Annotated in this window: 14 protein-coding genes; 11 read left to right on the top strand and 3 right to left on the bottom strand. The window is 67.9% G+C overall.

Annotated elements, in window-relative coordinates; translation table 11 throughout:
- Nucleotides 1–44: 44 nt before the first annotated feature.
- From FG486_RS05865 to pheS, 3 genes are read right to left on the bottom strand one after another with little or no spacing between them, the layout of a single operon-like run.
- Nucleotides 45–926, bottom strand: a complete 882-nt coding sequence (locus FG486_RS05865) for an aldose 1-epimerase family protein (RefSeq protein ID WP_338401580.1) — start codon at nucleotides 924–926, stop codon at nucleotides 45–47.
- Nucleotides 919–3,348: a phenylalanine--tRNA ligase subunit beta gene (gene pheT, locus FG486_RS05860; RefSeq protein ID WP_181266773.1), complete on the bottom strand. Its 2,430-nt coding sequence runs from the start codon at nucleotides 3,346–3,348 to the stop codon at nucleotides 919–921. The genes FG486_RS05865 and pheT overlap by 8 nt, the downstream gene beginning before the upstream one ends.
- The gene (pheS, locus tag FG486_RS05855) at nucleotides 3,345–4,436 is read right to left on the bottom strand and encodes a phenylalanine--tRNA ligase subunit alpha (protein WP_181266772.1); all 1,092 of its coding nucleotides are present in this window, start codon (nucleotides 4,434–4,436) and stop codon (nucleotides 3,345–3,347) included. Before pheS ends, pheT begins: the two co-directional genes overlap by 4 nt.
- A 166-nt stretch (nucleotides 4,437–4,602) precedes the next feature.
- Between pheS and FG486_RS05850 the strand changes: the two genes are divergently transcribed.
- The 11 genes from FG486_RS05850 to FG486_RS05800 all read left to right on the top strand — a co-directional run bounded on the left by FG486_RS05850 (nucleotide 4,603) and on the right by FG486_RS05800 (nucleotide 20,952).
- Nucleotides 4,603–4,983, top strand: coding sequence for a hypothetical protein (locus FG486_RS05850; RefSeq protein ID WP_060980331.1), 381 nt, complete (start codon nucleotides 4,603–4,605; stop codon nucleotides 4,981–4,983).
- A 16-nt stretch (nucleotides 4,984–4,999) separates the two neighbouring features.
- Complete coding sequence (locus FG486_RS05845) at nucleotides 5,000–5,938, top strand: sterol desaturase family protein (protein ID WP_066274565.1); 939 nt, start codon at nucleotides 5,000–5,002, stop codon at nucleotides 5,936–5,938.
- 55 nt (nucleotides 5,939–5,993) lie between these two features.
- Nucleotides 5,994–6,419 (top strand): GNAT family N-acetyltransferase, encoded by a 426-nt coding sequence (locus FG486_RS05840; protein ID WP_171007829.1) that lies wholly within the window; start codon nucleotides 5,994–5,996, stop codon nucleotides 6,417–6,419.
- A 30-nt stretch (nucleotides 6,420–6,449) separates the two neighbouring features.
- Complete coding sequence (locus FG486_RS05835) at nucleotides 6,450–8,072, top strand: GMC family oxidoreductase (protein WP_181266771.1); 1,623 nt, start codon at nucleotides 6,450–6,452, stop codon at nucleotides 8,070–8,072.
- Nucleotides 8,073–8,214: 142 nt separating this feature from the next.
- Entirely contained in the window at nucleotides 8,215–10,800 is a 2,586-nt protein-coding gene (gene mutS, locus FG486_RS05830; protein WP_181266893.1) for a DNA mismatch repair protein MutS, read from the top strand.
- A 59-nt stretch (nucleotides 10,801–10,859) separates the two neighbouring features.
- Nucleotides 10,860–13,154 (top strand): CHAT domain-containing protein, encoded by a 2,295-nt coding sequence (locus tag FG486_RS05825; protein ID WP_181266770.1) that lies wholly within the window; start codon nucleotides 10,860–10,862, stop codon nucleotides 13,152–13,154.
- Nucleotides 13,151–15,898: a two-partner secretion domain-containing protein gene (locus tag FG486_RS05820; protein WP_181266769.1), complete on the top strand. Its 2,748-nt coding sequence runs from the start codon at nucleotides 13,151–13,153 to the stop codon at nucleotides 15,896–15,898. Before FG486_RS05825 ends, FG486_RS05820 begins: the two co-directional genes overlap by 4 nt.
- Before the next feature lie 5 nt (nucleotides 15,899–15,903).
- On the top strand, nucleotides 15,904–17,628 hold the full coding sequence (locus FG486_RS05815) for a ShlB/FhaC/HecB family hemolysin secretion/activation protein (RefSeq protein WP_241695636.1): 1,725 nt from the start codon (nucleotides 15,904–15,906) through the stop codon (nucleotides 17,626–17,628).
- 48 nt (nucleotides 17,629–17,676) lie between these two features.
- Nucleotides 17,677–18,693 carry a threonine aldolase family protein gene (locus FG486_RS05810; protein ID WP_181266767.1) on the top strand — a complete coding sequence of 339 codons (1,017 nt, stop codon included), beginning with the start codon at nucleotides 17,677–17,679 and terminating at the stop codon, nucleotides 18,691–18,693.
- Between the two features lie 50 nt (nucleotides 18,694–18,743).
- Nucleotides 18,744–19,652, top strand: a complete 909-nt coding sequence (locus tag FG486_RS05805) for a DMT family transporter (RefSeq protein WP_241695585.1) — start codon at nucleotides 18,744–18,746, stop codon at nucleotides 19,650–19,652.
- 100 nt (nucleotides 19,653–19,752) lie between these two features.
- Nucleotides 19,753–20,952 carry a glycoside hydrolase family 6 protein gene (locus FG486_RS05800; RefSeq protein ID WP_181266765.1) on the top strand — a complete coding sequence of 400 codons (1,200 nt, stop codon included), beginning with the start codon at nucleotides 19,753–19,755 and terminating at the stop codon, nucleotides 20,950–20,952.
- The last annotated feature ends 3 nt before the right edge of the window (nucleotides 20,953–20,955 follow it).

The following is a 20,955-nucleotide window of genomic DNA, read 5'->3' as shown; positions in this document are numbered from 1 at the left end:
GGGGCAGAAGATGGGCCCCTGCATGCGCAGGGGACCGGAATGGGCTAGCTCTCTAGCAGCGTCACATCCATCCGCAAACGCTGCTGTGCGTCTGGTGCCAGCGTCATCACGCCGGGCTTGTCGGCAAAATCGCCGGTGAAGCCCAGCGGGTCGGCGATCCCGGCCCAGGGTTCGATGCACAGGAAGCGCGCGCCGGGCTTCTGCCAGATGCCGAGCATCGGCGCGTCGGGAAAATCGATGCGGAGGCGCGTCTGGCCGGGTAAGCCATAGATCAGCGAGCGGCTTTGCAGTTCGTCCCAGATCAGCGCGTCGGCCTCAAAATCGGCATATGTCGGCGCGTAGACCTTGCCCTCGACCGGGCCGGGCTGCGGTTCGGGCGCGACGAGGCCGGTGGCGGGGTCGAGCCGCCGGATCGGGGCGGGTTCGTCGCAGTCGAAGACGATCCGGTGATCCTCCGCCGCGCCGCCATAGGGCAGCGGCCAGGCAAAGGCCGGGTGATAGCCGAAGCTGAACGGCATCGGGGTATCGCCGCGATTGCTCACCGTCGCGGTCATTGCAAGTGTCGCGCCGGTCAGCGCGAAGGCCATGTCGAGCCGGAAGTCGAACGGATAGATAGCGCGGCTGGCTTCGCTCGCCTCGAGCCGGAACAGCGCGCTCGATGCATCCGCCTCGACTAGCGCGAATTCCGACCGCCGGGCAAAGCCATGCCGCGGCATCGCGAAGTGGCGCTCGCCGAGCCGATATTCATCCCCCGCCAGCGCGCCGACGATCGGGAAGAGCAGAGGCGCGTGGCCCGCCCAGAAGGCCGGGTCGGCATCAGTCATCAGCTCGCGGCCTTCTGCGTCCCTGAGCGACCACAGCTCCGCCCCCAGCGGGTGGATGCTGGCGGTCAGCGCGTCGGAGCGCAGTGTGACCAGGTCAGCCACGCAGCTCCGCCCCGAGCTTGGCCGCCGCCTTGACCACCGCATCGGCAATGGCTTTCAGCTCATCGTCGCCGAAGCTCTTGTCCACCGGCTGCAGCGTCACCTCGATGGCGAGCGAGAGCTTGCCCTCGGGCACGCCCTGGCCTGCAAAGCTGTCGAACACGCGGGCATCGGTGATGTGCTTCTTGTCCGCGCCTTTCACCGCGCGCACCAGATCGCCAGCGGGCAGCTTGGCATCCACCAGGAAGGCGAAATCGCGCGTCACCGCCTGCAGTGCGGGTGGCGCATAGGCTTCGCGCATCGCCGAGCCGCGGGCTTTCAGCGGGATCGTGTCGAGGAACAGCTCGGCCACGATCACCGGCCCGTGCACCGGCTTGAAGCCGAACGCGCGCGCGGTTGAGGGGTGCAGCGTGCCGTACGCGGCGAGCACGTTCTTCGGCCCCAGCCGCAGCGTCGCCGCTTGCCCCGGGTGATAGTGATCGCCTGGGCCTGCGGAATCGGGAGCGAAGTCCATCAGCTTGGCCGCCGGGGCTCCTGCGGCATCGAGCAATGCCAGCACCTCGGCCTTCACGTCATGCGCAGTGAAGGCCTGCGCCTTGCCGCTGCGCCAGTCGCGCGGGGTCTTGTCGCCCGACAGCACGATGCCCAGCGTGGTGCGTTCGAGGCTGGTGCCATCCTCGGCCTTGAAATAGCGACGGCCGAGTTCGAACAGCCGGACCGAGCCCGCGCCGCGATCGAGATTGCGCTTGGCGGCCGAGAGCAGGCCGGGCAGCAGCGACGGGCGCATGACCTTCAGGTCCTCGCTGATCGGGTTGGCCAGCACCCAGCCGCCGCCGCCAAAGGGCGCGGCTTCCTTGTCCGAGATGAACGACCAGTTCACCGCCTCGTTGAGCCCGCGCGCGGCGGCGAGACGGCGCACGCGGCGCTCCTGCAACTGCGCGGGGCTGGCGGTCGGCCGGGCGACGCCGGGCAGGCGCGGCAGCGGGGTCGAGGGGATCGCATCGATGCCGGTGATGCGCACCACTTCCTCGACGATATCCGCCTTGCCCGCGACATCGCGTCGCCAGCTCGGGACAGTGATCGTCCAGGGGGTGGCGCTGCTGTCGATACCGAAGCCCAGCCGCTCGAGGATCGCCTGCTGCTCGCTGGCGGGCACATCGATGCCGCCCAAAGCCGCGCAATAGGCGGGGTCGTAAGCAACCGTGCGCGGTTCGACCGGCGCGGCACCCGAGCGGGTCACCGGGCTCGCCGTGCCACCGCAATGCTCGAGCACCAGCCGTGTCGCGATGGCGAGGCCCTGTTCGAGGAACGCCGGGTCGACCCCACGCTCGAACCGCTGGCGCGCGTCGCTGGTCAGCATCAGCTTCTGGCCGGTGCGGGCGATATGCTCGGGGTCGAAATAGGCGCACTCGATCAGCACGTCGGTGGTGTCGTCGGACACGCCTGAATCCTCGCCGCCCATGATGCCGCCGATATCGTGCACCTGCGCGCTGTCGGCGATCACGGTCATGCTGGCGTCGAGCGCATAGGTCTTGCCGTTGAGCGCGAGCACTTCTTCGCCGTCCTTCGCCTTGCGCGCGACGAGACCGCCCGAGAGCTTGGCGCGGTCATAGACGTGCAGTGGGCGGCCGAGGTCGATCGAGACGAAATTGGTGATATCGACCAGCACCGAGATCGGCTTCTGCCCGATCGCCTTCAGCCGGTCCGCCATCCATTTGGGCGCTGCACCGTTCTTCAGGCCCGAGACGTTCTGCGCATAGAAGGCCGGGCAACCGGCGCTATCGTCGGTGCGCACATCGGGCGCTTCGCCGCTGCCCTCGACCGGATCGACGCCCGAGCGATAGACCTCGGACAGCGGCTTCAGCGTGCCGATGCCCGATGCGGCGAGATCGCGCGCGATTCCGCGCACGCCCATGCAGTCCTGCTTATTGGGCGTGACCGAGACCTCGATCACCGGATCGTCGAGCCCGGCATAATCGGCAAAGCTGGTGCCTACCGGCGCGTCCTCGGGCAGCTCGATGATGCCGTCATGGTCCTCGCCGAGCTCGAGCTCGCGATACGAGCACATCATGCCGAAGCTCTCGACATCGCGGATCTTCGCGGGCTTCAGCGTGAAGGCGGGGCCGGGGACATAGGTTCCCGGCGGGCCGAACACGCCGACCAGGCCTTGCCTTGCATTGGGCGCGCCGCACACGACCTGCCAGGGTTCGCCCGAACCGTCATCGACCTTGAGCAGCCGCAGCTTGTCCGCATTGGGATGGGGGCCGGCCTCGAGCACTTTCGCCACGCGGAACGGGCGCAGCGCATCGGCGGGGTTTTCCACGCCTTCGAGCTCGAGCCCGATCGCGGTCAGCCGGTCGGTGATTTCATTGAGGCTCGCATCGGTGTCGAGATGCTCTTTCAGCCAGGAGAGGGTGAACTTCATGCGCCGACTCCTCCGCTCAGCGTGGGGACATCGAGCGACGAGAAGCCGTAATGCTTCAGCCACCTGAGATCGCCATCGAAGAACGCGCGCAGGTCGTCCATGCCGTATTTCAGCATCGCCAGGCGGTCGATGCCGCAGCCGAAGGCAAAGCCCTGCCACTCATCGGGATCGAGCCCGCAATGCTCGATCACCTTCGGGTTGACCATGCCGCTGCCCAGGATCTCCATCCAGCCGCCATTGGGGCCGGTGGGATCGCCACCGATCACGCGCTTGCCCTTTTCGACGGTGAAGCCGACATCGACCTCGGCCGAGGGCTCGGTGAACGGGAAATAGCTCGGGCGCAGGCGCAGCACGATATCATCGCGCTCGAAGAACGCGCGGACGAAGGTCTCCAGCGTCCATTTGAGATGCGCCATGGTAATGCCCTTGTCGATGACCAGGCCTTCGACCTGGTGGAACATCGGCGTGTGCGTCGCGTCCGAATCGCTGCGATAGGTGCGGCCCGGCGCGATGATGCGGATCGGCGGCTTCTGCGCCATCATCGTGCGGATCTGCACCGGAGAGGTATGCGTGCGCAGCAGCATCGGCTCGCCATCGGGGCCGGTATCGGGGAAATAGAAGGTGTCGTGCATCGCGCGCGCCGGATGCGTCTCGGGCATGTTCAATGCGGTGAAATTGTACCAGCCCGATTCGATCTCGGGTCCAGTCGCGACGGCAAAGCCCAGATCCGCGAAAATCTCGGCCAGCTCGTCCATCACCTGCGCGACCGGGTGCACCGAGCCCTGGGGCGAGGGCGCGACCGGCAGCGTCAGGTCGATCGCTTCGGCGGCGAGCCGTTCGTTGAGCGCCGCGCTTTCCAGCGCGTCCTTGCGCGCGGCGATCGCGGCGGTGACAGCTTCGCGCGCGCCGTTGATGCGCGGGCCCTGTTCCTGGCGCTCTTCGGGGCTCATGCCGCCCAGCGTCTTGAGCAGCCCGGTGATCGCGCCCTGCTTGCCCAAAGCTGCGATGCGGATGTCTTCCAGCGCGGCAAGATCGGCAGTGGCGATGCGCGCCAGATAATCCTGCTGCAATTGTTCAATATCGGCCACGGCCCGGTCTTCCACATATGCGAGAAAAATGTCCGCGAGCCGCTGTCATGCCCCGCTGCACAAATCAAGCCCTGCCGCGCTTTGCTGGCCTTTTCATGCGTGCGCCTGCGGTGCTATCCTGCACCCCGACCGGACACAGAACCGGCGCCATAGGGGACGATGGCCGATGAACCTGATGCTGCTTTTCGCTTCGCTCGCCGCGATCCTGGCGGTCGCGGGCCTGGTCTGGCTGCTCCAGCTGGGCGAGAACCGGATCGGCGATGCCGCGGACGCCGCACGCATCGCCGAGGAGCAGATCGCGGGCTTCGAATCGGGGCCGGTGCTGATGTCGAACGATGGCGAGGCGGCGCTCGTCGAAGGCACCGATGGCCGCGTCGTCATCCTCAAGCGCCATGGCGCGCATTGCGCCGGACGCGTGCTGCCCAGGCCGCTGCGCGCGCACCGTTGCAGCGAGGGCTGGAAAGTCGAAACCGGCGATCCGCGCTTCGGACATGTTTCACTTGCACTGTCAAAACAGGATGCTGACAGGCTGCTGACAATGATGTAAGCAAGCTTTTGCAATGATACCAGACCTGCCCAATCCGACCGAGCTTGCCATCCCGGCTTTCGTGCTGTTGATGCTGGTCGAGATCTGGTGGGTGCGCCGCCGCGATCGCAGGGCCTATGAACCGCGCGACACGCTGACCTCGCTCGCCCTGGGGCTGGGCAGCACCGTGGCGGGCGCGCTGACGGGGGGGCTTGCCCTCGCGATCGCTTTCTGGGTGTACCAGTATCGCCTGTTCGACATCGGTTTCGTCTGGTGGGCCTGGCCGATCGCTTTCGTGTTTGACGATTTCGCCTATTACTGGGTGCACCGGCTCGGCCACCGCGTCCGCTGGATGTGGGCGGCGCATGTCATCCATCATTCCAGCCAACATTATAACCTGTCGACCGCGCTCCGGCAGACCTGGACCGGGTTCTTCACGCCGGGGCTGCTGGTCAGCCTGCCGCTGTTCTGGCTGGGGTTCCACCCGCTGATGATCGCCTTTTGCGGTGGCATCAATCTCATCTACCAGTTCTGGATCCATACCGAGGCGGTGAAGCGGATGCCGCGCTGGTTCGAGGCGGTGATGAACACGCCGTCGCACCACCGCGTGCATCACGCGATCAACCCGCGCTATCTCGATTCGAACTATGCCGGGGTGTTCATCGTCTGGGACAAGATGTTCGGCACCTTCGTGCCCGAGCGCGACGACGAGCCAATCCGCTATGGCATCGTCAAGCAGCTGGGCAGCTTCAACCTGCTCTGGGCGGCGTTTCACGAATGGGTGGGCATCGCGCGCGACATGTGGTCGGCGCCGGGGCTCAGCAACAAGCTTGCCTATCTGCTCCGTCCGCCTGGCTGGAGCCATGACAACAGCCGCGAGACCAGCGACAGCATCAAGGCCGCCTGGGCCGCGCGGCAGGGACGGCAGTTGCCATCGCGCGTAACCGGCGATGTCACTCTAGAGCCGGCGGAATAGGCGCATGGCGCGCGGGGGCGACGAGCCGGCTATCACCCTTTTCGAAGGGGCGAGCGTGAGAGGCCAGCAAGCCATGCTCGCCGACTTGTGCGCCCGGATATTCGACAGCTTCGATCCCGATTATCTCGCGCGCCGTCTGCCGCTGCTGGCCGATCCGGTGCTGCACGTCGCGCACGGTGATGATGGCGCGGTCCTGGGCTTCAAGATCGGCTATCGGCGCGGGCCCAGCCTGCTCTATTCCTGGCTCGGCGGCATCGTTCCCGAAGCGCGCGGCCGGGGCATCGCCGCGCGGCTGATGCAGGTCCAGCATGAATGGGCGGCGGCGCAAGGCTACGACTTCGTTGAAACGCGCACCCGCGCCAGCAACAATCGCATGATCATCGTCAATCTGACGGCTGGGTTTCACATTGCCGGGGTCGAGAGCGACGAGGCCGGTCATCTGGTGGTCATCCAGCGGAGGCGATTGAATACCCTGCCGTGATCGGCACCAAGAACGAAAATGGGAGAGAGCATGAGCGAATATGACATCATCGTGATCGGTGGCGGGTCCGCAGGCTGTGCGGTCGCCGGGCGTCTCACGGAAGACCCCTCGCTGTCGGTCTGTCTGATCGAGGCGGGCGGGCGCAACAACGGCGTGCGGGTAAAGACCCCCGGCTTCATGCCTTTCCTGCCGAAGAACACCAACTGGAAGTTCGAAACCGTGCCGCAGCCGGGGCTCAATGGGCGCACCGGGTATCAGCCGCGCGGCAAGGGGCTGGGCGGCTCCTCGGCGATCAACGCGATGGTCTATATTCGCGGCAACCACTGGGATTACGACAACTGGGAAGCGCTTGGAGCGACCGGGTGGAGCCACAAGGACGTGCTGCCCTGGTTCCGCAAATCGGAAGGCAATGCGCGCTATGGCTCGTCGCACGAATTCGATGCGCATCATGGCGGCGATGGTCCGCTTTCGGTGGTCGACCAGAAATGGGCCAATCCCGGTAGCCACGCCTTTGTCGAGGCGGCACGGCGGCTGCAGCTGCCGCTGAACGACGATTTCAACGGCGCGAAGCAGGAAGGCTTCGGCATCTACCAGACCACGCAGAAGAACGGCGAACGCTGGAGCGCGGCGCGCGCCTATGTCGAGCCGGCGGCGGACCGCGCGAATCTCGACGTGCGCACGCATGCGCTGGTGCGGCGGATCATCGTCGAGAACGGCCGGGCGAAGGGCGTCGAGTTCGAACGCGCTGGAAAAGTGGTGCAGGTGTTCGCGCGCGCCGCTGTCGTGCTCTCTGCCGGCGCGTTCGGGTCACCGCAGATCCTGCAGCTCTCCGGCATCGGCCCGGGCGGCATGCTGAAAGAGCATGGCATTCCGGTGCTGGTCGATCGCGGCGAGGTCGGCGCGAACCTGCAGGACCATATCGATTATGTCTCGGGTTTCGCGACCAAATCGACCGACAGTTTCGGCAGCTCGCTCACCGGGGTCACCCGCATGGCGCGCGCGGTGCTCGAGCATCGCCGCAAGCGCACTGGCATCCTCACCACCTGCTGGGCGGAAGCGGGCGGCTTCTGGAAGATGATGCCCGATGCCCCCGCGCCCGATGTGCAGTTCCATTTCGTGCCCGCCGTGCTCGAGGATCATGGCCGCGAGAATGTGAAGGGCCATGGCTTCTCGTGCCATGCCTGCGTGCTGCGCCCCGAAAGCAAGGGCACGGTGACGCTGAACAGCGCCGATCCCGCCGCACCGCCGCGCATCGACCCCAATTTCCTGGCGGACGAACGTGACATGGCAGTGCTGCGCGCAGGGGTGCGCTTCATGCACCGCATCTTTGAGACGCAGCCGATGTCGGATTACGATCCGGTCGATCGTCACCCGGTCGATCTCTACAACGACGCCGCGCTCGACGAGCTGATCCGCAACCGCGCGGACACCGTCTATCACCCGGTCGGTACCTGCCGCATGGGATCGGACGAGGCCAGCGTGGTCGATCCGCGCCTGCGGCTGCGCGGGGTGGACGGGCTCTATGTCGCCGATGCCAGCATCATGCCCAAGATCGTCAGCGGCAACACCAATGCGCCCAGCATCATGATCGGCGAACGCTGCGCGGCGTTCGTCGCCGAGGATGTGAAGGCGAAGCTGCTGGTCGCGGCGTAAGCAACCTTAAAATCCTCCCCCGGCTTGCTGGGGGAGGATTTGGGTTTTGATCCGTTCTGGGGAAAACTCGCGCTTCCGTGCTGCTTCCGGCTCGGGTAACGGAAAGCCGATGAGCGCCTCTTCCGATCCCGCTGCAACGCCGATGATGGCGCAATATCATGCGCTCAAGGCCGAGGCGCCCGATTGCCTGCTGTTCTACCGGATGGGCGATTTCTTCGAGCTTTTCTTCGATGATGCCAAGGCCGCGGCTGCGGTGCTCGATATCGCGCTGACCTCGCGCGGCGCGCATGGCGGCGATCCGGTGCCGATGTGCGGCGTGCCGGTGCACAGCGCGGAGGGCTATCTCGCGCGGCTGATTAAGGCGGGGCACCGCGTCGCGATCGCCGAGCAGACCGAGACGCCCGCCGAGGCCAAGGCGCGCGCGGGCTCGAAGGCGCTGGTCCAGCGCGCGATCGTGCGCTTCGTCACCGCCGGTACGTTGACCGAAGAGGCTTTGCTCGATTCGCGCAGCGAGAACCGGCTGGTCGCGCTCGCCAGTGCGGAGGGCGGCTATGGCCTGGCGATGTGCGACATCTCGACCGGCCGGTTCGAGCTCATGCAGGCGAGCGCTGCCGATCTTTCCGCCGAAATCGCGCGATTGGCCCCGAGCGAACTCGTCCAATCGGACCGCGCCGACCCGTTCGCCGAGACCGCGATCCTGCGCCCCGGCCATGATTTCTCCAGCCTGGAAGGCGAGCGCCGACTGAAGGCGCATTTCGGCGTCGCGACGCTCGACGGCTTCGGCAGCTTCAGCCGCGCCGAGCTGGCGGCGGCAGGCGGCCTGCTCGCCTATCTCGAGCATGTCTCGCGCGGGCAAATGCCGTTCCTCGCGCCGCCGCGCCGGCACGAGGTCGCGCAGCATATGGCGGTCGATGCCGCCACGCGCGACAGTCTCGAGATCCTGAGTTCGCAGCAGGGCGGGCGGGTCGGCTCGCTCGTCCATGCGATCGACCGCACGGTGACCGGCGCGGGCGCGCGGCTGCTCGCCAGCGATCTCGGCGCGCCGCTGACCGATATTCATGCGATCCGCGACCGGCTGGCGCTGGTGCAATGGTTCCATGCCGATCCGCTGCTGCGCGAGAGCGTGCGCGAGGCGCTGAAGGCGATCCCCGATCTGGCCCGCGCCCTGGGCCGCGTCGTCGCCGGGCGCGGTTCCCCGCGCGATCTTGGCCAGTTGCGCGATGGCCTGAGTGCGGCGCGGACGTTGCGCGAACGGCTCGGCAAGGCTGCCGACCTGCCTGATCTGCTGAAGCGCCTGCTGCCCGACATGCAGGGCCATGGCGCGCTGGTCGAGCATCTGACACGCGCCTTGGTCGAGAGCCCACCGACCGAGCGTCAACAGGGCGGCTATATCGCGCGCGGCTATGATGCCGCGCTCGATGCTTTGCGCGATACCTCCGGCAATGCCCGCCGCGCGATCGCCGCGCTTGAAGCCGACTACAAGGCTCAGACCGGGGTGCAGGCGCTCAAGATCCGGCACAATGCGGTGCTCGGCTATTTCATCGAGGTGCCCGCCGCGCGCGCCGATGCGCTGATGAAGGCGGATAGCGGCTTTGCCCATCGCCAGACCATGGCGGGCGCAGTGCGCTTCAATTCGCCCGCGCTGCACGAAGAGGCGATGCGCATCGCGCAGGCGGGAACGCACGCCCAGGCGGCGGAGGAAGCGCATTTCGAAGGTTTGTGCGAGGAAGTCATCGCCGCGCGTGACGGCATCGCGCGCACCGCCGCTGCGATCGCACGCATCGATGTCGCCTGCGGCCATGCCCAGATGGCGGCGGAGGGCGATTATTGCTGCCCGGAACTCACCGAGGCGCCCGAGATCGCGATCGAGGGCGGGCGGCACCCGGTGGTCGAGGCAGCTTTGCGAAAATCCGGCCAGGCGTTCGTCGCCAACGACGCGAACCTGTCCGAACGCGACCGGCTGTGGCTCGTCTCCGGCCCCAACATGGGCGGCAAATCGACCTTCCTGCGCCAGACCGCGCTCATCGTGCTGCTCGCCCAGGCAGGCGCTTTCGTGCCCGCCCGATCGGCGCGGATCGGCATTGTCGACCGGCTGTTCAGCCGCGTCGGCGCATCGGACAATCTGGCGCGCGGCCGCTCGACCTTCATGGTCGAGATGGTCGAGACCGCCGCGATCCTTGCTCAGGCGACCGAGCGTTCGTTCGTGATCCTGGACGAGGTCGGGCGCGGCACCTCGACCTATGACGGGCTGGCGCTGGCCTGGGCGATTGCCGAGGCGGTGCATGACAGCAACCGCTGCCGCTGCCTGTTCGCGACGCATTATCACGAGCTGACCCGGCTCGCCGGGCGGCTCGACGCGCTGTCGCTGCACCATGTCCGCGCGCGCGAGTGGAAGGGCGATCTGGTGTTGCTGCACGAGCTTGCCGATGGCCCGGCGGATCGCAGCTATGGCCTGGCCGTCGCCAAGCTCGCGGGCGTGCCGCCGGTGGTGGTCGCGCGCGCGAAATCGGTGCTGGCGAAGCTGGAAGCCGGGCGAGAGGCGACCGGGGGGCTGGCGGCGGGGCTCGACGATCTGCCGCTGTTCGCCGCCGCTGCCGCAAGGGAGCCCGAGGCCAAGGACGAACTGCGCGAGGCGCTCCAGGCGCTCGATGTCGATAATCTCAGCCCGCGCGATGCTCTCGATGCGCTCTATCGCTTGAAGGCCATGCTCGGCGAAGGTTCGCATTAGGCGTTCATTCGGAGCGAAAATCCGGTTATCCTGCAAGCCGTTACCAGGCAGGGGCGATCATGGCGGGCATCGGGATACTGGCAGTTGCATATGCCCTGGCCGCGCCAGGAACAGCCGAGGCGCGCCTGCCCGATGCGATCACCCTGTGCGATCGGCCGGTGCTCGATCTTCCCGCTGCTGCACTGCCGCTGGCGAGCGAGCGTGCCAGCCGGGCGCGCAGCCTGTTGCGCGGTGGTGATGACGGCGCAGACGCGGCGCTCGAATTGCTGCTCGCCCCTGGCGATCACCCTCCATCCGCTTTCTCAGCGCAGGACGGGGGCAGCAGCGCTGCGCAACTTGCCGAATATTGCCTGGTCGCGGGCGAGGCGATGCGGCGCGCGCGATCGGGCAGCCAGTCGCGCGCGCAGGATTTCCTCCGCACCGCCCAGGTGCTGGCCGAGCAGGCGGGCGACCGAGTGCTCGCCGCGCGCGCTGCGTGGGAGGCGGCGCTGGCGCTGGCGGGCGGCGCGCCACCGGCCGCACCGGGCACGCGGCGGCGCTCGGCCGCGTCGGCACCACTGGCGCCTGCACCGCAGGGCTGCGCGCCTGCCGATATCGAGGGACAGAGGCGCAGGCTGGAAGCCGCCTTTGCCTGCGCACTCGACCGCGCAGTGAAGGCCGATGATCCCGCGCTGATTGCTCTGTCGGCGCTGCGGCTGGCGCGGCTGGAAAAGGCGCGCAAGGCCGATATCGCGCCGCGCATCGCGCTGGGGCTGGCGGCGTCGGCGCGGGTGGAAAAGCCCGGCGATCGCGCCTCGCTGCACCGCGCGCTGGTCATACTGGCCGACGATGCGGGGTTGGGTGCAACCAAAATGGTTCGCGATGCGGTCGAACTCTATGCCGATCTGGCACGTCAGGACGCAGCCGATGCGGCGACGCTCGCGGCGCTCCAGGGGCGGGTCGCCTTGGCCCGGGGGGAACGCAAGGCCGCGCATGCCGCGATCCGCCGCGCGATCTTCCTCGAAAGCCAGAAGGCTCTGCCGCAGAACCTGCCGCAATATGCGCTGCTGCTCGCCGATGCCGAGCCCGAGCGCGCAGGCGAGCATGTGATCGCCGCCTATCGCGCGCTGGAACGGGTGCGTCCGGTGCTGATGCCGGTCGATCCGCTGACTGAGGAGAGCCGGTTCGACCTGCTCGTCCGCCCGGTGTTCGAACGCGCGATCGGCACCACGCTCGCGGTGGCGGGCAGCGATACCAACACGCTCGACCAGGCGCAGCGCATCGCCGAGGCCTATCGCAGCGCCGAACTGCAGAACAGCCTGGGCGCGGAATGCGTGCCGCTGCGCAACCCGGTCACCCCTGCCGACCTCAAGCCGGGCGAGGTGCTGCTTTATCCGCTGCTGCTCGAGGACCGGATCGAGCTGCTTTATGCGACCGGCGACGACAGGTCGCGCGGCTATCGCCGGATGCCGCCCGATCGCAGCCGCAATCGCGCCAGCATTGGCGCGCTGGCGCAGCGCATGACCGCCTCGCTCAGCGGCGCGAGCAGCGACTGGGAGGCGGCCTCGCGCGAACTGCATGCCGCGCTGATCGCGCCGATGATGCCGCTGCTCGGGCCGGACGCGACGCTGATCGTCGTGCCCGATGGCCCCTTGCGCCAGATCAGCTTTGCCGCGCTGATGGATGCGCAAGGCACGTTCCTGATGGAGCGGGCGCGGCTCGCGGTCGTGCCTGCGCTCAGCTTTGCCGCGCCCGGCACGCGCGATACCGATCCCGAGATCATCGCCGCCTCGCTGGAAAAGGAACTCGACCTGCCCGTGGGCCGCTTCACCCGGCTGGAAGGCACCGCGTCCGAAGCAGCAATGGCGGCGGGGCGCGATGGCGTGCTGCTCGCCGATTTCGACCGTGCGGACCTCGCGGCGGCGCTCGCGAAGCGTCCGGCGAGCGTGCTGCATCTGGCCACACATGCCGCGTTCAACGGGCGCACCGAACGTTCGTTCGTCGTCGCCAATGGTGAGGCGATCAGCCTGCCCGAGCTGCGCGCGATGCTGAGCGCCAACAGCTTGCGCGGCCAGGGGCTGCAACTGCTGGTGCTGAGCGCCTGCGAGACCGCAGTGGGCGATGACGACCAGGCGATGGGGCTGGCGGGCGCGGCAGTCGAGGCGGGCGCGGCGAGCGCGCTCGCCTCGCTCTGGGAGGTCAGCGATGCGGGCACGGCGGCGCTGATGGAGGCGTTCTACCGGCATTATCGCGCAGGCGAGGGCCGGGCGCGTTCGCTGCAACTCGCGCAGATCGAGCTGGCGCGTGGCAGTGACGGGCAATGGACCGATCCCGGCATCTGGAGCGCGTTCACGTTGGTGGGGAGCTGGCGATGAGAGCTTGGCTTTCCGGATGCGCCGCGCTGGCCCTGGTCTGCATTCCGGCCTTTGCACAGGACGCAGGCGCGCCGCCGACCACGATTACCCCTGACACGCTGCCTCAACTGTCCACCGGCACCACTGCAACCACTGAAGGCGCGGTGACGACGATCGGCGGCGGCGTGCGCGCGGGCGACAATCTGTTCCACAGCTTCACCCGCTTCAACCTCGGCCCCGGCGATATCGCGCGCTGGACCGCCAGCGATGCGCTCACTATCCGCAACGTCATCAATCGGGTCACCGGCGGAGAAACCTCGTTCATTGCAGGCACGATCGACACCAGTGCCATGCCGGGCGCGGATTTCTTCTTCCTCAATCCTGCAGGCATCATGTTCGGGGATGGTGCTGCCATCGATGTCGGCGGCACCGCGCATTTCTCGACCGCGCAGCAACTGGGCTTTGCCGATGGCACGATGCTGGTTTCGGGCACCGCATCGGGGTCGAGCTTCAGCATGGCCGATCCCGTTCGCTTCGGCTTTCTGGGCGGCAATGCGCCAATAACCTTGCGAGCTAGCGCGGGCCCGGGCGATGCGGTGGCGCGCGGCGTCGGTGCCGGGCGCATCGCGCTGTCGGCGAGCGATATCGTCATGGAAAGCAGCAGCCTGTTTGCGGCGGAAGCGAGCCTGCGCGCCGTCGGCCAGAACAGGGGCGCGCTGGATATTGCCGCCGCGCCCGACCAGGGCCTGCGCGGCGGGCGGATTGCGCTTAACGACAGCCGCATTCTGCTGCAGGACGATGGCCGCATCGATCTGGTCGCCGGGACGATACGGTTCGACAGGTTCAGCGAGATTGGCGTGACCGCGAGCGCGGGCGCGCTGCCCGCCATCAACCTGCGCGCCGATCTTGTCGATCTTGTCAGCGGCGAATTGCGCGTCAGCGGCATCGAGGGCCTTGCCGAGCGCAGCGGCGACATTCGAGTGCGGGCCGGGCAGATTGTCGTGCGCGAACGCGGGGCGATCCGCACCGAAAGCCGGCTGGCGGGCGGCGGCGGCACGATCTTTCTGGAAGGCGACCGGATCGAGATCGACGAGGGCATCGTCACCGCGACCGGTCTGTCCGCGCCGGGGCGCTCGGTCGGCGACATCCAGGTGCGCGGCGGTCTGTTGCGGCTGACCAATACGGGGCTGCTTTCCACCACGCTGTTCCAGGCGCGCGGGGCATTCATGCCGACCGGCACCACCGGCAACATCCTGATCGATGTCGACCGGCTCGAAATGGCAAGCCAGGGGCTGATCCTAGCCTCGAGCTCGTCGAGCACGGCATCGGGTCCGGGCAGCATCACCATCCGCGCGAACACCATGGCGGTCCAGATCGGCCTCATCTCGACCAGTACCGACAGTGCGACCGCAGCGGGACCCATCGACATCACGGTCACGGGCCTGCTGGAGCTGAGCGGGATCGGCGGCATCCAGTCGGTCAGCCAGGGCCTGGGCGATGCGGGCGCGATCGCGATCCGGGCGGGCACGCTGCGATTGATCAACAACGGGTTCGGCGGACCCAGCATCTCGTCGGAAACCGAACTGCCGCGCGCACAGGAGTTCACGCGGCTCGCCGACTATACCGGCAATGCCGGGCGGATCGTGATCCAGACCGACAGCCTGGAGATGGACGGGATCACCTCGATCACTACCTCCAGCTCGAGCCTCGGCAATGGCGGGGATATCCTGATCTCGGCGGGACGGATCGTGCTGTCGGGCGAGGCGGAAATCAGCTCTGCGGCGCGCAAGCTGCTGGTTCCGCCCAGCAACGAGGATTTCGAGGCCGATCCCGATCTCATTCCCTCGCTGCGAGAACTGCCTGGCCCGGGACGCGCGGGACGCGTCCTGATCGCGGCCACCGGAACGCTGACCATGAACGGCGGGACGATCTCCACCGCGACCGAGGGCTTTGGTGCAGCAGGCGAGGTGACCGTGGTCGCCGACCGTATCGTGATGGGACGGGGCAGCCGGATCAGCTCGGATGCGGGCGATCTCGCGCCGGGCCAGGCGGGCACGGTGGCGCTCATTGCCCGCCAGATCATGCTCAGCGACGGTGCGGAAGTGAACACCAGCTCGGCCAATGCCACCACGGCGGGCGGCATCGCACTTGCGGCGGAGGAGGAGCTGCTTGTCACCGGTCAGGGCAGTCGTATCGCCAGCACGAACACCGCCAGCAGCGGCGGCGCGGCGGGCAATATCAGCATCGGCGCGCCGCGCATCACCCTGGGGCCGGGCGGCACGATCACCACCAGCGCGCTGACCGGCGCTGCGGGGCAAATCGAGCTGGCATTGCCCGAGACCGGTCTGCTGCGTTTGGCAGGCGGCGCGATGCCTGCGGCGATCGCCACCTCGTCGGGCCCCGGCACCGGCGGGCGCATCAGCATCAGCCGTCCCTATGCGCTGATCGCCGATGGCGCGCGGATCGAGGCGCTGGGCCAGCAGCGCGGCGCGAACGTGCAGCTTGCAACCGATTTCTTCATCCGTTCGGCCGACAACAGCAACCTGCTGCTGGTCGATGGCGATCTGGTCGTCGACAGCCAGGTCGGCAATGTCAGCAGCGGCATCGACACGCCCGATATCAGCTTCGGCGATGCGGCAGGCGTGCTCGCGGGCCAGTGCCGCGCGGCGCGCAGCAGCGGGTCGGTGAGCCGCCTTTCCATCGATCAGGTCGGCCCGCTCGCGCTCGATGCGCTTGACGTGGCGCCTTCGGGAGCTTGCCGTTGAGCCTGATGCTCGCGCTGGTGCTGCAGGGCGCTGCACCCGCTTGCGCGCCCTCACCCGATGCGGCGGCGAGCGGCATCGTCACCTATTGCGCGGTCGAGGTGCAGGCCGAGCCGGACATCGCCGCGATCGCGACGGCGGACAGCACCGGCCACGATTTCGGCGGATTTGTCGTGCGCTACTCAAAGGGCGAGCGGCTCGACGGGGAGTGGGTGCGGCAACAGGCGATCGCCAACGGCCTCATCGGCGCGCCGGTACCGCTCGACCGGATCGCGGCGGCGGTGCAGCAGATCAGCCTCGCCTATGTCCGCAACGGCTATGTCAATTCGGGCGTGCTGATCGATTCCGTGACCGACCCGGCGGGCGCATCGCCGCTGGTGCTGCGGCTGGTGGCGGGCAGGCTGACCGACGGTGGCGCGACGGTCGAATGGCAGGATGGCAAGCGGCGCGGGCTGAGCGACGCCTATGTGCTGCGCCGTATGCCCTCGGCACGCGCGATCCCGCTCAACGGTCTTGCGATCGAGCGCGATTTCCGGACCCTGGCAAGCGATGATGCGATCGCCACGGTCAAGGCCGATCTCCAGCCCGGCGCGCGCCCCGGCGAGGCGCGGCTCGCCTTGCTGGTCGATCCCGCACCGCGCTTTGCGGTGTATGCGAGCGTTGCCAACAGCAGGTCTCCGGCGGTCGGAGGCTGGCGCTTCGGCAGCGGTCTGGCCATGCGCAACGCGCTGTTCGCAGGCGACCGTATCGCGTTCGACGCCGGGCTCACGGCGGGTCGCCCCGATGCGCAGGTCGATTATGCCGCCCCGTTCCTCCACCCTGCGCTCCGGATCGAGGCGCGCGGCGGATACAACCGCGCGGCGGTGGTCGATGCGCCCTTGCGTGACCTTCTGATCCGCGCGCGCGACTGGTTCGTCGAAGGCGGCTTCGCGCTGACCGTGTGGCAGCGCCCGCTGAGCCCCGCCGCGCTCGACGGCACGCCCGAGATCAGCGCGCAGTCGGTGACGTTGAGCACCGGCGTGATCCACCGCGAGACGCGCACCTTCCTGCTGGGCGAGCCCTTTTCGTTCAGCCCCGGATCGGTGCGGGGGCTCGCCGAATATTCGGCGCTGCGGCTCGGCATGGAATGGACGCGGCGCAGCTCGGGCACGGTGTGGATCGCGCAGGCGCGCTTCACGCAAGGCATCGACGGCAGCCGATCGGACATTGTCGGCATCGCCGCACCCTCGCCGCGCTTTCGCAGCTTTTCGGGCCAGATCAGCCATGCCCGGCGAATCGGCGACAAGGGCTGGGAGCTGCGCGCGCGGCTCGCGGGGCAATATGGCACCGGCATACTCTATGCCGGCGAGCGTTTCGTCGCGGGCGGCAGCGCCACCGTGCGCGGTTATCGCGAGAGCCTGGTGCTCGCCGATCGCGGCGTGCTTGGATCGGTCGAGCTGGCGCGGCCAGTGACGATCGGATCGGGTGCGCTTGGCGCCCTGGGGCTGCGCTGGGGCAGCTTCACCCCCTCGGTCTTCGTCGATGGCGCGGTGATGCGCAACGCGACGCGCGCCTTCCAGCCGCAGCCGGGCGAGATCGCGAGCATCGGCGCATCGCTTAGCTGGACGCCCTCGCCCTCGCTCTCGGCGCGGCTGACCTATGGCGCAGCACTGATCGATGCGCCGGTCACCGGCAGCCGCGACGTGCAGGATGACGGGCTGTCGTTCGCGCTCAGCTGGAACCACCGGTTCTGACATTTCAGCCGCTTGACCTTGGCCCGCGCGGCATTACCACACGCGGCCATGAAATTCTTCTCCGACAATGCCGCCGCGGTTCACCCGCGCGTGATGGACGCCATCGCCGCTGCCAACCGGCTCGATTCGCCTTATGACGGCGATGCGCTCAGCCAGGCGCTCGACGACCGGTTCAGTCAGCTGTTCGGCACCCGGGTCAAGGCTTTGTGGGTGGCGACCGGGACTGCGGCCAATGCGCTTGCGCTCTCGGCCCTGTGCCCGCCGCACAAGGGCGTGATCTGCCACCGCATGGCGCATATCGAGCAGGACGAATGTGGCGCGCCGGGCTTTTTCATGCATGGGGCGAAGCTGATCCTGGCCGATGGCGAGGGCGCGAAGCTGAGCGCGGACGAGGTGGCGCGCGTCGCTGGCCAGATTCGCGACGATGTCCACCAGGTGCAGCCCGCCGCCGTCTCGATCACCAATGCCAGCGAATATGGCCTGACCTATTCTCCGAAAGAGGTCGCCGCGATCGGCGAGGTCTGCAAGGCGCGCGGGCTCAAGCTGCACATGGACGGCGCGCGCTTCGCCAATGCCATCGCCTCGACCGAGGTGGATCCGGCCGATATCACCTGGCGCGCAGGCGTCGACATGCTGAGCTTCGGCTGCGTCAAGAACGGCGGCATGAACGCCGAGGCGATCATCGTGTTCGACAATTGCCTCGCGCGCGAGCTGCCCTATTTGCGCAAGCGCGCCGGGCAGCTTCAATCCAAGGGGCGGTTCCTTGCGGCGCAGCTGCTGGCGATGCTCGACGATGACCTGTGGCTCGCCAATGCGCGCGCCGCCAATGCAGGCGCGCAGGCGATCGCCGAGGCGGCGGGCGACCGGCTGCTCTACCCGGTTCAGGCGAACGAGGTGTTCGTCAAGCTGAGCGCGACCGAGGCAGCATCGTTGCGGAGCCAGGGCTTCGAATTCTACGACTGGGGCGAGATGACGGCAGAGGGCGGCGAGGCGCGCTTCGTCACTGCCTGGGATCAGGACGCCGAGACCGTCGCTCCGCTCGCCGCCGCCATCGCTGCGCTCTAATGGCGAGCAGCGCGCCCGCTTCTGCGTCAGACACGCCCGAAGAACCGTCGATGCTCTCGGCACGGGTGCTGGTGCCGTTCCTGCTCGTCTCGCTGATCTGGGGCTCGACCTGGCTGGTGATCAAGGACCAGATTTCCAGCGTCCCGCCGACATGGTCGGTCAGCTATCGCTTCGCGGTGGCGGCGATTGGCATGTTCGCGCTCGCCTGGTGGCGCAAGGCACCGCTGCGGCTCGACCGCCAGGGTCAGCTGATCGCGCTGGCGCTGGGGCTGTTCCAGTTCTCGGCCAATTTCAACTTCGTCTACCGCTCGGAAGCCTATATCACCTCGGGTCTCCTCGCGGTGCTGTTCGCGATGCTGATGGTGCCCAACGCGCTGCTCTCGCGCATCTTCCTCGGCGCGCGGATCGCGGGCGGGTTCATTGTCGGTACGGCGGTGGCGCTGGCGGGGATCGCGCTGCTGTTCGTGCAGGAATATCGCGCGATGCCCGCCGATCTGTCGGACGTGATGAAGGGACTGGGCCTCGCGCTGTGTGCGATCCTGTGCGCCTCGATCGCCAATGTCATGCAATCGGCCGAGCGGGTGAAGGCGATGCCGATCCTCAGCTTGCTCGCCTGGGCGATGCTGTGGGGCGCGCTGGGCAACGCGGCGCTCGGCTGGGCACTTTATGGCGCGCCGGTGTTCGAAAGCCGCCCGGCCTATCTCGGCGGCATCGTCTATCTCGGGCTGATGGGGTCGGTGGTCACCTTCCCGATGTATTTCGCGCTGATCCGCGATATCGGCGCGGCACGCGCGGCTTATAGCAGCGTGCTGGTGCCGGTGGTGGCGATGGTGCTGTCGACCCTGTTCGAGGGCTATCGCTGGAGCCTGCTCGCGGGCGCGGGCGCGGCGCTCGGCATGATCGGGCTGGTGATCGCGATGCGGGCGCGCACCCCGAGAACACCGCGCCTTTCGGGCTGATCGCTCCGGAGCGGATGTGGTTGATGGCGCGCGCCGGTTGATTTGCCGCTGCAATGGCCCGATCCTCGCGCGCGAGAATAAAAATCCCCTGGGAGCGGTGATGCGACTGAAATTCCTCGCCTTTGCGCTGGCGCTGCTGGCCCCGGCAGCGATCGCGCCTGCGGCCGTCAAACCGCCGACGCTCTTCGTCGATGAGCGCAGCACAACGGTTCAAGCTGCCGAGAAGCTCGAGGGCGCTGCCCGCGAGGACGCGCTGCTTCTGGCGCGCATTCCCTCGGCGACCTGGCTCGCTTACGGAACGCCCGAGATCGTCGAGGCCCAGGCCCGCGACGTCACCGAGCGTGCGGCGGCGAAGGGGCAGATTCCGGTGCTGGTGGCGTACAACATCCCCTATCGCGACTGTGCGCTCTATTCGGCGGGCGGCGCGGCGGATGGCGTGGCCTATCTCGCCTGGGTCGCCGGGCTGGCCAGGGGGGTCGGCAACCGTCAGGCGATCATCGTGCTAGAGCCCGATGGCCTCGGCGTCATTCCCTGGCACCGCAATCTGGCGGGCGATCTCGAAGGGTGCCGTCCGGAAGGGCAGGACGAGGCGGCGGCGTCGCGGCGCTACGACCAGCTGCGCGGCGCGGTCGCAATCCTGGGCGCGCTTCCACGAGCGCGCGTCTATCTCGACGGCACCGGCAGCAGCTGGCTTGCGCCCGGCGAGATTGCGAGCCGCCTGATCCGCGCCGATGTGGACAAGGTCGCGGGCTTCTTCCTCAACGTTTCCAATTTCGAGAGCGATGCGCGCGTCGTGCCCTATGCGCACTGGGTCAGCAATTGCATCGCGCTGGTGACGCAGGGCGGACTGGACCCGCGGGCCTGCCCCAGCCAGTTCTCGGCCGAACCGTTTGAAAGGCCCGGCAATCGCAGGCAGATCGATGCCGCCTATGACCGGCTGTTCGCCGAGCGAGGCCTGAAGCGCACGCCGAAGTCGCAGAAGCACGCGCTGATCGATACCAGCCGCAACGGCCTGGGTTCGTGGAAGCCGCCGGCCGGGCGCTATCGCGATGCCGAGGTCTGGTGCAACCCGCCGGGCCGGGGGCTGGGACGCCGCCCGACGCTGATCACGCGCGAAGCCTATGTCGATGGCTTTCTGTGGATCAAGGTGCCGGGCGAATCGGACGGAGAGTGCCTGCGCGGCACCGCCGGCCCGATCGATCCCGAGCGCGGGGTGAAAGCACCGGCGGCGGGTCAGTGGTTCGCAAGCCAGGCGCGCGAGCTGATCGAGCGCGCCGAGCCGCCGTTGAAGCGGGAATAACGG

Source organism: Blastomonas ursincola (assembly GCF_013607875.1).
Classification (GTDB): Bacteria; Pseudomonadota; Alphaproteobacteria; order Sphingomonadales; family Sphingomonadaceae; genus Blastomonas; species Blastomonas ursincola.
This window is presented reverse-complemented; position numbering and strand designations above follow the sequence as displayed.

What these genes read in the sequence shown, in the direction of transcription:
- FG486_RS05800 (WP_181266765.1), top strand. Translation starts at nt 19,753, where the DNA reads ATGCGACTGAAATTCCTCGCCTTTGCGCTGGCGCTGCTGGCCCCGGCA.
- pheT (WP_181266773.1), bottom strand. Translation starts at nt 3,348, where the DNA reads ATGAAGTTCACCCTCTCCTGGCTGAAAGAGCATCTCGACACCGATGCG.
- mutS (WP_181266893.1), top strand. Translation starts at nt 8,215, where the DNA reads ATGATGGCGCAATATCATGCGCTCAAGGCCGAGGCGCCCGATTGCCTG.
- FG486_RS05805 (WP_241695585.1), top strand. Translation starts at nt 18,744, where the DNA reads ATGCTCTCGGCACGGGTGCTGGTGCCGTTCCTGCTCGTCTCGCTGATC.
- FG486_RS05820 (WP_181266769.1), top strand. Translation starts at nt 13,151, where the DNA reads ATGAGAGCTTGGCTTTCCGGATGCGCCGCGCTGGCCCTGGTCTGCATT.
- FG486_RS05815 (WP_241695636.1), top strand. Translation starts at nt 15,904, where the DNA reads ATGCTCGCGCTGGTGCTGCAGGGCGCTGCACCCGCTTGCGCGCCCTCA.
- FG486_RS05810 (WP_181266767.1), top strand. Translation starts at nt 17,677, where the DNA reads ATGAAATTCTTCTCCGACAATGCCGCCGCGGTTCACCCGCGCGTGATG.
- FG486_RS05850 (WP_060980331.1), top strand. Translation starts at nt 4,603, where the DNA reads ATGAACCTGATGCTGCTTTTCGCTTCGCTCGCCGCGATCCTGGCGGTC.
- FG486_RS05835 (WP_181266771.1), top strand. Translation starts at nt 6,450, where the DNA reads ATGAGCGAATATGACATCATCGTGATCGGTGGCGGGTCCGCAGGCTGT.
- FG486_RS05825 (WP_181266770.1), top strand. Translation starts at nt 10,860, where the DNA reads ATGGCGGGCATCGGGATACTGGCAGTTGCATATGCCCTGGCCGCGCCA.